Origin of the sequence: Shewanella sp. S23-S33 (assembly GCF_043359565.1) — a bacterium.
In the GTDB taxonomy this organism is placed as follows: domain Bacteria; phylum Pseudomonadota; class Gammaproteobacteria; order Enterobacterales; family Shewanellaceae; genus Shewanella; species Shewanella oncorhynchi.
Window position 1 is genome coordinate 45,287 of sequence record NZ_JBHFFD010000076.1, and the last position, 13,367, is coordinate 58,653.

A 13,367-nucleotide genomic window follows, 5' to 3' on the forward strand; every position below is an offset into this window, starting at 1 on the left:
TACAGGGCTTGTCTAACACTAGCATCTTGCTGCAGATAAAAAGTTGCAGCTAATAAAAAGCCCCGCACTCTGTAACATGACGGGGCTTTTTCATCACCACACTATTAGTTCAGTGCGGCTTTCTGCACATCGACGATTTCACGAATACTGTTCTTCGCCAATGCCAACAGTTCGAGTAATTCTTCGTGGCTGAATGGCTCGCCTTCGGCGGTGCCTTGAATTTCGATGATCTTGCCCGTTTCCGTCATTACCACGTTCATGTCAGTTTCAGCGGCACTATCTTCGATATATTCTAGATCGCTGATCGCTTCACCCTTATAAATACCTACGCTGACAGCAGCGATAAGGAATTTAAGCGGGTTAGATTTAATGATGCCTTTACCGCGTGCCCAGTTCAGCGCATCCACTAAGGCCACACAAGCGCCAGTGATAGAAGCAGTGCGCGTGCCACCGTCAGCTTGGATCACATCACAATCGATCACGATAGTGTTTTCGCCTAGAGCTTTCATATCCACACAAGCACGTAGGGCACGACCGATAAGACGTTGAATTTCTTGCGTACGACCTGATTGCTTACCGCGAGCAGCTTCACGATCCATACGACTATGGGTCGAACGTGGCAACATGCCGTATTCTGCCGTTACCCAGCCTTGACCCTGACCTTTAAGGAAACGTGGCACACCTTCAGTAAAACTGGCGGTACAAAGCACTTTCGTTTCGCCAAATTCCACTAACACAGAACCTTCGGCATGGGCCGTAAACTGGCGAGTGATAGTGATGGGACGAGTTTGTGCTGGCGTTCTGTTACTTGGACGCATGCGAGATTCCTGTATTCTGAGTCATTGACCGATTTTGGCTGCATATTATAAGGGCTTGAGCCTTAGGATGCCATGCTTAGGGTGATTCTCTGGCAAACTCATCACACTCAAACGCCTAATCCGTGTCCTTATACCCAAACAACCTGAAGATGCAGAATTCAGCGGGAGTTTAACGCACTTTAGGCAAGGCCATTTATTGCTCCTGCATAAATGGCATTCACACCATCCATGGCGATTGCGGTTATTTGCGGACCTAGTGGACTAAGTTAAAAATAACCAACGCAGCATAAAGTGCGTTACCCCGTGGTTAACATCAGCCGCCGGGACGGAACGCCTAGGGCACTTCACTTCCGTGTTGCATCAATTCAAAAGGTAGCCGACATTCAGTCATTGCTGCGCCTTGAATTGAAGCACCCTTGGCGCTCTGAAACTCGTATCTTCAGGTAGCTTGGGTATATTTACTGTATGCCTTTAATCCTAAAGCCATTGACTCTATAATCGCCTCTCATTATGACGATTACACCATTAGGACAACCCATGATCCAAAGCATGACAGCCTACGCTCGCATCGAGCACAAAGCACAATGGGGCACTGCCTCCTGGGAAATTCGCTCAGTCAATCAACGTTATCTCGAAACTTACCTACGTTTACCCGAGCAATTCCGCAGCTTCGAACCCGTACTGCGCGACCGCCTTCGTAAACGTTTAAGCCGCGGCAAAGTGGAAGTCAATTTGCGCTACGAACTGGCAGACAACAGCAGTAACGAGCTGCAGTTGAATCAAGCGCTAGCAAAACAGCTATTAGGCGCCGCCACTTGGCTCAAGCAAGAAGCGGGACAAGGCGATGTCAATCTGACCGACATCCTGCGCTGGCCGGGTGTGCTCGCGAGCGGTGAACAAGATATGGATGCCATCGGCGCCGATCTGATGACAGCCTTCGACTCAGCCATAGATCAATTCATCGAAGCCCGTGGCCGTGAAGGCGAAGCCATCAAAGACATGCTGTTAAGCCGCTTAGACGGAGTCAGCGAGCAAATCGCGGTCGTACGCGAGCACATGCCAACGGTGATGCTGTATCAACGCGAAAAGCTCACCAACCGCCTTGCAGAAATCAAAGGTGAACTCGACCCAGCCCGCATCGAGCAAGAAATGGTGCTTCTGGCTCAGAAACAAGATGTCGCCGAAGAAATGGACAGACTCGAAGCCCATGTGGCCGAAGCTCGCCGCATCCTCAAAAAAGGCGGCAGCGAAGGTCGCCGTTTAGATTTTATGATGCAAGAATTCAACCGCGAATCGAACACACTCGCCTCTAAATCCATCAGCACTGAAATCACCTCAGCCGCAGTTGAACTTAAAGTGCTCATAGAGCAAATGCGCGAGCAGATCCAAAACGTTGAGTAATGATTTTTAACGCGTTTTAGATACCAAAAAGCCCTTAATGTAAGGGCTGTTTGTATTTTATGGCACTGAGGGAATATCAGTTAAAGCACTCACTCTGAGTCACTAATATCAAGTGCTGAGCTAGGCTCAGTGAACAATCGTTTACGGTAACAGGATTTTTTGCAGCTCTTGGTGCGAGCTCACTTGATAGTGCGGGGCGATACCGGCGGGTACATCGTGGCCGTGGACGTTATACCAACAAGTATGAATACCTGCATTGATGCCGCCTTGGATATCAGAATGCGGGTTATCTCCGACCATGAGCACAGCATCGCGCTCAGGATGACCCATGAGTTCGAAGGCGTGCTCGAAGATGCCCACATCAGGTTTGGCTATGCCGACTTTTTCTGAAATCACTAAAATATCAAAATGATGCTGTAATCCTGTACGCTCTAATCGCACGGTTTGTAGCTCAGTGAAACCGTTAGTGATGATGCCTAATTTTGCCTTACCTTGGAGCGCGGCTAATAACTCGCGGGCACCGGGTAGCGGCGAACAAATTTCGGCCATTGCCGATAAAAAGGCACTATTGAGCGTCATCGCCGTGACAGATAATTTGGCAGCCCAAGGCTCGAAACGTATGGTCTGCAACTCAGCGGCAGTTATCTTGCCATCTTGATAATCGACCCAAAGTGGTTTGTTAACTAACTGATACTCATCAAAATCGGCTTGGGTAAAATCGACCCCAAACTCACTAAACATCAATTTAAGCCCTTTTAAGGCATCGAAATAAAATAAGGTTTCATCGGCATCGAACAAAATCCATTGGTAAGGCAGGGACATAGGAACTCTCTTTCTGACAAAATAGCTAAGACCCATCCCATGCCGTTCAGTGGCATCGAGAATGGTACATCGGCGATTGCGGCAACACTGTGGCTAACTACCTAGCAGTAATCAAGATAAGCGATAAACATGAGCGATGAGCGCGAAAATAACTAGGCTTCACAGTCGACACCCGCAATCAGCAAGTGCATTAGTCTACCTTGCATCAAGGGCGATGATAACCACAATAATAAAAACTGACTGTTGAGGTATCATCAACAATAATGGCAGGGGAACGCGATAATCTAAGGACACCATGGAGCACTTTTCAGCACTACCTATCTTTGTCACTGTAGCGGAATGCGGTAGCTTTTCGCTGGCAAGTCAAAAGCTTGGCCTGAGTAAATCGGCTGTGAGTAAACGCATTACCCTATTAGAACAAAGTCTGGGTATTCAACTTTTGCACCGTACCACTCGCAGCTTAAGTCTTACCGAAGCGGGCGCCCGCTATTTTGACTATGTTCGTCCTGCCGTTAAACTCGCAGATGAAGGGTTAGACGCCATTTCTGAGCTACAACAAGCGCCTCAGGGCAATCTGCGTATCACCGTCCCTATGGTATTTGGTCGTCTGTATATCGCCCCTTTGATCCCCGAATTTCTGCGCCGCTATCCAAAAATACAGCTGCAAATGCAGATGGATGATAAGACAACCGATTTAATTGCTGGCGGATTTGATCTGGCAATTCGCATCGGCGATCTGCCAGATTCAAGCCTTATTGCCCGTAAAATCGCCCCTTGTTTAAGTGTGATTTGCGCCTCACCCGAATATCTTGCTCGCCACGCTGCACCACACACGCCGCAGCAACTCAGCCAACATAACTGTTTGTTCTACTCATACTTTCGTGATGGTGTTGAATGGACCTTCTTAAGCCCGCAGGGTCCCACTCGTATCCAGCCGAACGGTAACTATCAAGTCAACAATAGTGATGCCATCCACCAAGCCACACTCGATGGTCTAGGCATCGCCAACCTGCCCCGTTTCATGGTCGACGCCGACTTACAAGCAGGCCGCCTACAAGCCTTGCTCGCAGACCATCCCCTCCCCGAACATGGCATTTATGCAGTTTATCCACAGCGAAAACATTTGCCGACTAAGGTGAATGTATTGATTGAGTTTTTGATGGAGAAGCTGGCGAGTTCAGATAAGTTTCAACTTGTAAGCGACTAGGAATTACATCCCTACTTTACCCATATGTTGAATGAGAGATATGCTCGATACCTGTAAAAGCGGAGCAACTCTATCTATCCAATGGGTAAAGTTGATATTGCAAATAGGATAATAAAGTTAGCTCGTGTCTCACTCAAAAGTTCAAAGCTCTTCGATTCCACACGCTTTTAGAAATTGATAAGTCGAATCATAAAAAGCCGGTTTTCTAGTAATATCTAACTCATCGCCTTTAGGGACGAAAATCACCATTCCTTGCCTCGCTCGCGTCAGTAAGACTCGATAGGCATTTTCAAGATACCTGCATTTTTCTTCCCGTTGTCGTTGTTCCCAGCTTGAGCCTCGAAACTGCATATGCTCAAAACCTGCATGACCGAATCTAAAATCAGCCTCCCAAGCAACCAAACACCAATCAAGCTCAAGCCCTTGAACATCAAACTCTGTGGCGACATCTTCAAGAAAATGTGAAGAACGAATATCCTCTATCGGCCCCAAAAACCAATCTTTATGCTCAATTTTGTTTTTGACGAAAATGCCTTCAGCTTTTAATCGAATACCATTTGACGAGGCTAGCATTCCCATTGTTTCAGTCCCACGCACTTGAGATTTTATCCAACATTTAGCAGCCTTTAAGTCTCGGGTAACTTTAATTGGATATTTTTGCTTAAAAGTCGCCAAAACATTCAAAGCCATGCCACTGTTACCATTAACTAAATGGTGGATAAAATTTGACAACTTTTCGGCTCGAAATGAACGCATCGATGTCGCCAAATGTAAACAAGGTAACAAAGTACCTTTTGAAAAGTCGCGAGTCGTTAAACCCGTAGACACATACTCACCATTAAGTAAATCCGTAGAATAATAAGCATCCCAGTGAGTAAATCGGTTGCCAAGTGCATCCAACCATCCAAAAAGCCCAACCTCGCCGGTGTTGATTTCTTGTCCACCGCCGATCAACGCAATAATTACAGCCCAATCTTCATGGCGGTCCATCACTTCGATAAGATATTCTGGCTCAGACTTATTGAATCCAGCTTGATTACGCTTGGTCTGCATGAATTTGCTAGTCTGCTCAACATTCCAAGCACGCTGAGCTTCGTCAAAGATAGCTACTTGCTCTACTGGGGGTTTGTTCGATGTAAGCGAGTCATCCCTAAACTTATGGATATTCTGAATAAATTGCTCAGTATGTCGTCGACAATCGCCAATTTTCTCTTTAGTGCGATCACGTCTATCTCGCGCCAGAGCTTCTTGCAAAACAGAGACTAAAGGGCCATTTCCGCTTAAAAATACTGCATATTCCTTTTCGTCAGCATTAGAATGCGCACTCGCAATATTAAGCCCTACAAGGGTTTTGCCCGCACCCGGAACGCCGGTAACGAAACAAATGATTTTTCGCTTATTGATCCGAGCATTGTGAATCAACTGAAGTAATTGCTGGCTCGTTTGTCCAAGATTTTGAGTGTCGGCTTCACTACGAGCAATATCTTCGACTTTATGCTGCGCATATAGCGCTTGCGCCGCTTCGATAATAGTTGGTGTTGGCAAATAACCAGAATCAGCCCACAAGTTTGAATCAAAAGTAGGTTGATTCAACCGCTCAGCAATTAGGCGCATTCTTGGAAACAATTCACCGGGTGAAATACACAAGGTAGAAGCAACATTATCGCCTGCGAATACTGGATCTTTCGATTGGCTCGTCGCTTTGGTGGCGACAAGCAGAGGGACTAGATATTTATCATGACTACCGCGATGAAAGTTCTTTAAATCTAAGGCGTATCCATGAGTTTGCCTCATATCTGCAGCGGTAAATACTTTTGCGCCAACTTTAAACTCTACAACAAAAACAATTCCTTTAAATATCATCACGACATCCGCACGTCGTCCCATTCGTGGGATCATAAACTCAATGAAAATATGCCCTTCTCGCTCAACGCTCTCGGCCAAGGAGCGTTTGAGAACTTCAATTTCAGCACACCAAGCACGAGTTTGTGCATGCAATAAATGCTGAGTATGGAAACGTGATATCTGCCCGGTAATCGCATCGGGCTCAGCAGATAGAAAATCTTTAAAACTCGCCGAATAAAATGCTCGTTGAGTCATAATGATCCCTCAACGGTAAAATCAAGAAGTTGTTTCGCCGGGATATCTAAAGCACTGGCAAGCTTAAAAAGATTAATCAAACTAACATTGCGTTGCCCACGTTCAATGCCGCTGACATAGGTTCTGTCCATGTCAGCTTTTAATGCAAGCTGCTCCTGAGAAAAAGATCTCTCAAGTCGCAAACTTTTTAGATGAGTACCGAATGAGGTAAGCAAATGATCTTCCATGAATAATCCTTTGAAGAGTTTTCATGATGATCTTTACTTGTAGACAATACGTCTACGGACTATGAGTCACATTAAATGCCTAGCACTTAATGATTTGGACATAACATCGCACAGGGTAATCACTCACAAAATGCAAAATGATTGTTGCCGCTGATTACATTTAGACGGCAAATTCCGCAATCTACTTACCAACCACTCGGCAATAAGTACCTTGTACTTCGGCCGCCGACGTCGGCTTTGAGCCAGTATCTATCTCAAATTTCTATTAAGCGATTGGTTCTACTGGCTAACAGATATGCGCGAAGGCTAACAGGATTAGGCACTAACATGGAAGTGACCATCCGTGACAGGACGTCACGGTTGAGCATCCTGGGACTTGAACATTCCCTATTTAACTGCCTGTTCGCCTTCCATGGCTCTCGTTCATAAACTTAGAAACCCTAGGTTTCTATTCACCGAGTCACTGGAATGCAAGTGCTTGATAACATGCCTAACCTTTATCGTTTCATACTGAGTGGCAATAAGTACCTCGTACTGCGGCCGCCGGCGTCGGCTTTCACTAAAAAGTGCTGTTCGACCATTTGCGCAAGATGACGGGTGGCGGTGGCGCGACTCACTTTCGCGACTTTTTGATACTGGCTACTATTAATCCCTAGTTCAAAATCGCCGTCTAACATGCGATTGAGTACTTTGGCTTGCTCTTGACTCAATAGAGATTGGTCGACACTTTGCCAATACTGAGTTTTCGACAGCGTTCTGCTCACATCTGCCATCGCATTGAGTAAGCAATCATTGAGGGTTTCAAAAAACCATACTAACCAAGGAGTAATATCGACATCACCCCTTTGAGTGGACTCTAAAATGTCATAGTAGGTTTGGCGACGGGCAAGAATACTGACCGACATAGCGTAAAAACGAATCGAGCGTTTCTCCGCTTGCGCCAGAGCTAAATCAGTCAATAAGCGCGTGATGCGCCCATTACCATCATCAAGTGGATGAAGAGTAACAAACCAAAGATGTGTTATCGCCGCACGGATAAGCGGATCTAAAACCTGCGCTTGCCGTGAAGCATTAAACCATTCGATAAACTGCGAGAGTTCAGCATCCAATGCCGCTCTAGAGGGTGCCTCAAAATGTACTGTTGGTTTATCAATGCGGCCAGAGACAACCTGCATAGATGTATCGCCACGCAGCGCTCCGCTAATAACAGGGTTAAACCGCGTATAACCCTGGGGAAATAACTGTTTATGCCAACCTAATATCCGCTCAAGGGTTAATTCAGTCTCTAAATTTTTTAAGGCATCGAGCATAATGTCAGCCAAACCATCGGTTTGTGCTGTTGTCGGATACGGTTTATCTTCAGTCACGCCAAGTTTTTTAGCTAAGGATGAGCGTACCGAAGCAGCATTGAGCTTTTCACCTTCGATCGCACTGGAATGGATAATGTTAGCGAGTAAGGTGTCGAGTGCAGCGTCTGAAGTTAATAAGCTATCGTCGTGACTTAGCATTTGCTTGCCAAGCAACTGGCCCTGATTGAAATAGACCTGACGCAGCAAGGCATCAATGCTGCTGGTGTTCCAATGAAACTTAGGCCAATCGGCTTGCTGCCAAATCCACATATCTACCCCATGAGTCGAATAACAAGCCTATTCTACTCAAATAATGAGGCGATTAACAAACCTATTCGACTCACTTTATGAGTCGAATAGCACTAATAATCGCCTCATCAATACCAACATGGCTATGCAATGCAGGGAAATGAGCCTTGTTGGTAATCCGGGAGCTCTGTTTCTAAGCCTTGCGGTCAGCCACTTGCTATTATTGTGCAGCTACAGTGCAGCTATCATACAACTTAGTGGCGCCTTTACTGTGGTGCATTGGCGTTGCGCGTGACTTTTATGTATAGCACCGACAAATATGTATAGCCACCGACAAAGCCTTCGCGCTGAGATATAATACCGCCGCTGATTTGACACGCCAATATGAAACGCCGAGGTGATAACTTACGGCTTTACCGCACCGCTGACACACATTCTGAGCCTAACCTATGCCTGATAACACCAACAATTCACCAACCTCTACTCACGTACAATGTACTGCTAATGCACAGCGTATCGGCAATGTTCAACCTACTGGTAATTCACAGATTGCTACGCCAGATACAATGCACCCAGCCCAGTCGAATGCGCTCAGTGACGAACAGATAAAGGTGAAAAAGCAGAAGGTCTTTATCATAGGTTTGCCACGCACGGGCACCACGAGTGTGAGTGTGGCGCTATTGGAGCAAGGGCTAAAAGTGGCGCACATGGCCTTTACTAAGCAGGCATTTATGCTGGCCGATGCAGTGTCTGACACGCCTTGTTTCAGCGATTATCAGCAGTTGGATTTATTATTTCCCGAGGCTGTGTTTGTCTATCTCGACCGCGATATCAATACTTGGTTGCCGTCAATGCAGATGTTACTTGGTAAAATGGCGCCCCATTTGGATGAAAAAACGGGCCACTTCCATCCAATATTAAAGCGCAGTTTTAGGCATACTTTCGCCATAGATAAAGTGGCGGAACCTGCCAGCAGTGAGCACTTAATTGCTTGTTATCAAAAGCATCAGCAAGAAGTGTTCACTTACTTTAATGGGCGGGAAGACTTTATTTCAATCGATGTGAGCCATGCAGGAAGCTTAAGTCAGTTACTGCAATTTTTGGGAATGGAAGCAAACGCGGAGAATAGCGATGTCGCATTAGGTTTAAGCGAGCCGCTGAGTTTCCCTAAACTTAACGTGGGCCGCAACGTGGCAAGTTGGGGCGAATATAAACACCCCAACAAGGTCAACACCAATAGCGCAGGCCCACAAAGCCGTAAGTTTTTCGACTACACGCTTTAACAATGCATTGGATCAGTACACAAATACCAATGCACAGATATCCAAGCGCTGAATTAAAAATTAGCTTTAAGCACAGCCTCTTGGTCGAGCAAGCTTTGGTACAAGGTAAACTGGTTGGCGGCGCGATCTAGATTATGGCCTTCGCGGTGGATGTGGAAATACACATCACCGTTAAGATAATCCGTTAAAAAACGCACACCTATCATCAAACAGATCACCCGAGCGCCGAGCCATAGACTGCGCTTTTCGTCTTCCGTTAATACGTCACCCAACTCGCTCAAGTAGCCACGGCAAATCGCGGCGAAGATATCTTGGCGCACTTGGACTTTATCCAAGGCCGTAGAGTCTTCCTCCTCTGGCGAGCAGAAAGTGCGTACCATGTCGCCAAAGTCATACATAAGATGACCTTTCATACAGGTATCTAAATCGATAATCGCCATGCTGGACATGTCACGTTTATCAAAAAGCATGTTATTGATTTTAGTGTCGTTATGACAAATTCGCAGCGGCAGCTTTGGCGATATTTCTGCAAGTTCATCCAGCAAAGCCTGCTGAGATAACGCGTAATCGACCCAATGACGGCAGAGCGCTAAGCGATGTTGACTATCGAGTTCAGCGGCCTGCTTTAGTAAGGCCATGCGTCCCGGTAGATGGTGAAATTGAGGGATCACATCTTCAAGCTCTGTCGCATCAAAATCACTCAAGGCTGAGGCAAAATGCCCAAAGGCCTTAGCCGCCATTTCCGCTTCTTGTTCCGACTTAACCACTTCAATGCTGAGACTATGAGGCAAGTAACTGATCGCGCGCCAAAATCCTTGCTCGCCTAAATCGATAGCCAATTCACCCTCTTGGGTTAAACAAGGGCTAACGACTTTCAGGCCGTATTGTTGCTGCAACGACTTAGCGCATAAATGATGGCTAATTTTATCGGCATTGCTAACCAAAGCGTTGGGCGTTTTAAATACCTCAGTATTAATTCGCTGCAATACTAATTCGCCCGCAGGCCAGCGCACCAAAAGGGTGTCATTGATGTGGCCATTACCGAGGGCAGAAATTTTTGCCTCGGCAGCTTCAATACCAAAATGAGGCAACACTGACTGCCTGATGAGTTTAATCACTCAATAACTCCGTTAATTTTTGTTTTACCCAGACAGTGTCCTGCGGATAAGTCACGCCAAGCCAGGGCTCACAGGCAACATCGACATAGACAGGCAAACCTTGCTCAATGCCCGCTTGTACTATGGCGGGCAAGTAACATTCAGACTTAGGTTGTTGACCCTGTTGCCCGATAAATTCGGTTAATTCACGTTTAATAACATCAAATATGCTTGGGGAGAAGCCCCAGCATGTCATAGAGACCAAGGAGTGCGCCGGCAAATTAGCGTGACCCTGCGGGCCATCACCCATCAAGTGGCCTGCTTGCTCGGCGATATTGAGCCATTCGGCGACCGATTTAAGCTGACCATTTTCAACCTGACACAGACCACGGTTAACACCACCGTGCTCCGACAACGTGAGTTCTATGGGATATGCCACCATCATCCACTCAGTTGGCCTAGTGCTTAAGCCTTTGGCTAAGGAAGCAAAAGCGCTATCACCATAAAAATCATCGGCATTGATAACAGCAATTGGCCCTTTAACGAGATGGCGCGCACTCCAGAGTGCATGGGCCGTGCCCCAAGGTTTAAGCCTGTGGCTAAGATCCGCCAACTGCGCCGCTTCGGGTAAATCCGTTAAAACTTGATAGCAAAAATGATATTCAAAATCGGCTGGCAAAAATCGTGTCAGGATCTCAGTTAATTCACTTTCTAACTCTGGACGGATCACCAGCACAGCACGCTGAAAACCACTGCGAATGGCCGACATGATTGATAGCACCAACATGGGTTCACCCGCGGGGCCGAGTGCCGCCAATTGCTTATCGCCGCCGAAACGACTACCTAGCCCCGCAGCCATAATGACTAAGGTCAATTCTGTATTCATGCTGGATTGATATATTCAGTTCAAATTTAAAGGTGTTTCCCCAAACCGCAGCGACCTAAACAACCTAAAGTACGGTTTGAGAAAAAGAGGAGCAAAAGTGTAATCTACCCCTCTAATTGTGACTAGCATTTAAGCAGAATTTTTATCGACTTAGCTGCAGACTTTTTTAACGAGCAATATAATCGCCAAAGGTGCGATTTTGTTCCAATATCGCTTGGCTGCCCTTAAGACTGAACTTATAACCACACAGGCTAATATTACCTCGACGGGCGAGGTCAATAATGATGGCCTGAGTATCGAGTGGCGAGAATCGCGCCTCTGAAGCGGAATCCGCTTTCAGATCCACAGTCACAGGGCGATAGTCAGTGCCATTGTTAAAGGATAAGACGCTGCAAGTTTTATCTCCCTTTGCCGTCGCTAAGGACCACAGGTTTTGTGCTTTACCTTTCTCACCGAGCCAACGCATGATCAAGATATCATCCTCCAGCGCCACAGAAAAACCGTCCGGTAACGCGAGCGTCACCCGCTCACCCGCATAGGGCGCAATCGCGTTAACCGTGACAACTTCTGCACCATCACCCGTCTCTGCGTCGCCATTTGGCCAAAGGCCCCACACCAAGGCAATCAAGAGCACCACACCACAGCCAATTCCTGCTGGGCGCCAATAACGGCGTTCCACTTTCGGCAGTTTAATCTTAGGCAACACCAAGAAACGCTTTAGTGGCGCCAAAAACTCAAATAAACCGCGAAATAGCTCAGTCATCGAACCAGAATCTTTTGCTTCGGCGCGGCGCTGACGCACTTCTTCGGCATGATCTCTATCGTTAAAGCTGTCAGGCTCGTCATCTTCTTCGGCGGTAAAACGCCAACCGGGTTCAGCACTACGCTCGGCAGGATCTAATTGCGCCGCAGTAAAGTCGACATGTTTCAAATCAACATTGTCCACATCGACATCGACCAACTCAATGTGGGTCTGTTCAACGCGGCTAGTATTAGCAGGACGGAAATCCGCATGGCTGTCTGGTATCACAAAATCGGCAGGATTCTGCGTCATTCGAGTTAACGCATCAAAGCGCAGCTCATCTTGACGCAACGCCTCTCGCTCTGCCTCCGCCGCGCTAACACTCGGCTCAACCCTCGGCGATGTTAAAACAGATTCAACATGGGTCGATAAATCGACCTCTGGCTCAGACACAGTCTCAGCGCTAATGGTTTGGGCATGAGGCTGCTCAACATACGGCTCATGCCTTTCAGCTTGAGGTTGTGCTTGAATATGAGAGGTAAATTTTGCCGATTGTCTTACGGCAACGTCTTGAGCAACAATAGGTTTAGGGTCAATGATGTTAGGATCTATGGCAGTTTTAGATGCCATGACTTTAGGGTCTATAGTGTTAGGATCTACGATTTTAGGATCTATGGTTTTAGGTGCGATGGTTTTAGGAACGATAGTCGGTTCCACACGGCGCCTAGGCATTGCCTGTGATGTTGGTGCATCCAGCTCAGGACCGAAATAACCGTAGCGATAATCCACTATCGTTGGTGCAGGAAAGCGCCAGCCCCAAAATGTCAGTCCCGCGGCTAACACTAAACTCAATCCAATTAAGGCAATATGCACACCGGCCGCTAACAGGCCGATGAAAATTATTAACGGCAATAGAAATACGCCAATCAAGCCTTTTGACTTATCGGCATCGGCCAAACGACGCAAACTGGTGAGCCCTAATAAAGGTAGACCCAACAATGCCAGCAAATACATCAGAAAATTAGCCCCAAAAGCAGCGGCTGCAAATGCAATACAGACGTAAACGCCAACACTGATTGCGACAAAACGGGGACGAGAATCACGCCCGTGAAGGCAGAAAAGAGATTTTAACAGCACGACCCTTCCTTTATTGTTGTAAAAACGAGATACAAAAAGACACTCATTG

11 protein-coding genes are annotated in these 13,367 nt (G+C 46.8%); 3 read left to right on the top strand and 8 right to left on the bottom strand.

From position 1 onward, the window contains the following. Nucleotides 1–104: 104 nt before the first annotated feature. Nucleotides 105–818: a ribonuclease PH gene (gene rph, locus ACHA99_RS21780; RefSeq protein ID WP_006079862.1), complete on the bottom strand. Its 714-nt coding sequence runs from the start codon at nt 816–818 to the stop codon at nt 105–107. A gap of 537 nt (nt 819–1,355) precedes the next feature. Between rph and ACHA99_RS21785 the strand changes: the two genes are divergently transcribed. After that, nucleotides 1,356–2,219 (top strand): YicC/YloC family endoribonuclease, encoded by an 864-nt coding sequence (locus ACHA99_RS21785; protein ID WP_393944913.1) that lies wholly within the window; start codon nt 1,356–1,358, stop codon nt 2,217–2,219. A 141-nt stretch (nt 2,220–2,360) separates the two neighbouring features. On the opposite strand, the gene yjjG is transcribed toward ACHA99_RS21785, so the two are convergent. After that, nucleotides 2,361–3,041 (bottom strand): pyrimidine 5'-nucleotidase, encoded by a 681-nt coding sequence (yjjG, locus tag ACHA99_RS21790; RefSeq protein WP_131523988.1) that lies wholly within the window; start codon nt 3,039–3,041, stop codon nt 2,361–2,363. A gap of 295 nt (nt 3,042–3,336) precedes the next feature. Here yjjG and ACHA99_RS21795 point away from each other — a divergent pair, with 295 nt between their 5' ends. After that, complete coding sequence (locus ACHA99_RS21795) at nt 3,337–4,248, top strand: LysR family transcriptional regulator (RefSeq protein WP_393944915.1); 912 nt, start codon at nt 3,337–3,339, stop codon at nt 4,246–4,248. 141 nt (nt 4,249–4,389) lie between these two features. Here the strand turns inward: ACHA99_RS21795 and ACHA99_RS21800 are convergent, their stop codons facing one another. From ACHA99_RS21800 to ACHA99_RS21810, 3 genes are all read right to left on the bottom strand, one after another. Next, nucleotides 4,390–6,348 (bottom strand): DUF2075 domain-containing protein, encoded by a 1,959-nt coding sequence (locus ACHA99_RS21800; RefSeq protein ID WP_113941102.1) that lies wholly within the window; start codon nt 6,346–6,348, stop codon nt 4,390–4,392. Beyond that, on the bottom strand, nt 6,345–6,575 hold the full coding sequence (locus tag ACHA99_RS21805) for a helix-turn-helix domain-containing protein (protein WP_076497128.1): 231 nt from the start codon (nt 6,573–6,575) through the stop codon (nt 6,345–6,347). The genes ACHA99_RS21800 and ACHA99_RS21805 overlap by 4 nt, the downstream gene beginning before the upstream one ends. A 497-nt stretch (nt 6,576–7,072) precedes the next feature. Beyond that, entirely contained in the window at nt 7,073–8,194 is a 1,122-nt protein-coding gene (locus ACHA99_RS21810) for a Fic family protein (protein ID WP_393944918.1), read from the bottom strand. A 428-nt stretch (nt 8,195–8,622) separates the two neighbouring features. Between ACHA99_RS21810 and ACHA99_RS21815 the strand changes: the two genes are divergently transcribed. After that, complete coding sequence (locus tag ACHA99_RS21815; protein ID WP_393944920.1) at nt 8,623–9,456, top strand: sulfotransferase; 834 nt, start codon at nt 8,623–8,625, stop codon at nt 9,454–9,456. A gap of 53 nt (nt 9,457–9,509) precedes the next feature. Here the strand turns inward: ACHA99_RS21815 and ACHA99_RS21820 are convergent, their stop codons facing one another. The 3 genes from ACHA99_RS21820 to ACHA99_RS21830 all read right to left on the bottom strand — a co-directional run bounded on the left by ACHA99_RS21820 (nt 9,510) and on the right by ACHA99_RS21830 (nt 13,318). Then, complete coding sequence (locus tag ACHA99_RS21820; RefSeq protein ID WP_393944922.1) at nt 9,510–10,574, bottom strand: phosphotransferase enzyme family protein; 1,065 nt, start codon at nt 10,572–10,574, stop codon at nt 9,510–9,512. After that, nucleotides 10,567–11,439, bottom strand: coding sequence for an NTP transferase domain-containing protein (locus ACHA99_RS21825; RefSeq protein WP_393944924.1), 873 nt, complete (start codon nt 11,437–11,439; stop codon nt 10,567–10,569). The genes ACHA99_RS21820 and ACHA99_RS21825 overlap by 8 nt, the downstream gene beginning before the upstream one ends. 166 nt (nt 11,440–11,605) lie before the next feature. Beyond that, entirely contained in the window at nt 11,606–13,318 is a 1,713-nt protein-coding gene (locus ACHA99_RS21830; protein WP_393944926.1) for a hypothetical protein, read from the bottom strand. Nucleotides 13,319–13,367 lie beyond the last annotated feature (49 nt).

Excerpts from the sequence above, each read along its gene's own strand:
- ACHA99_RS21810 (WP_393944918.1), bottom strand. The coding sequence starts at position 8,194 with ATGTGGATTTGGCAGCAAGCCGATTGGCCTAAGTTTCATTGGAACACC.
- ACHA99_RS21795 (WP_393944915.1), top strand. The coding sequence starts at position 3,337 with ATGGAGCACTTTTCAGCACTACCTATCTTTGTCACTGTAGCGGAATGC.
- ACHA99_RS21825 (WP_393944924.1), bottom strand. The coding sequence starts at position 11,439 with ATGAATACAGAATTGACCTTAGTCATTATGGCTGCGGGGCTAGGTAGT.
- yjjG (WP_131523988.1), bottom strand. The coding sequence starts at position 3,041 with ATGTCCCTGCCTTACCAATGGATTTTGTTCGATGCCGATGAAACCTTA.
- ACHA99_RS21815 (WP_393944920.1), top strand. The coding sequence starts at position 8,623 with ATGCCTGATAACACCAACAATTCACCAACCTCTACTCACGTACAATGT.
- ACHA99_RS21805 (WP_076497128.1), bottom strand. The coding sequence starts at position 6,575 with ATGGAAGATCATTTGCTTACCTCATTCGGTACTCATCTAAAAAGTTTG.
- ACHA99_RS21800 (WP_113941102.1), bottom strand. The coding sequence starts at position 6,348 with ATGACTCAACGAGCATTTTATTCGGCGAGTTTTAAAGATTTTCTATCT.
- rph (WP_006079862.1), bottom strand. The coding sequence starts at position 818 with ATGCGTCCAAGTAACAGAACGCCAGCACAAACTCGTCCCATCACTATC.
- ACHA99_RS21785 (WP_393944913.1), top strand. The coding sequence starts at position 1,356 with ATGATCCAAAGCATGACAGCCTACGCTCGCATCGAGCACAAAGCACAA.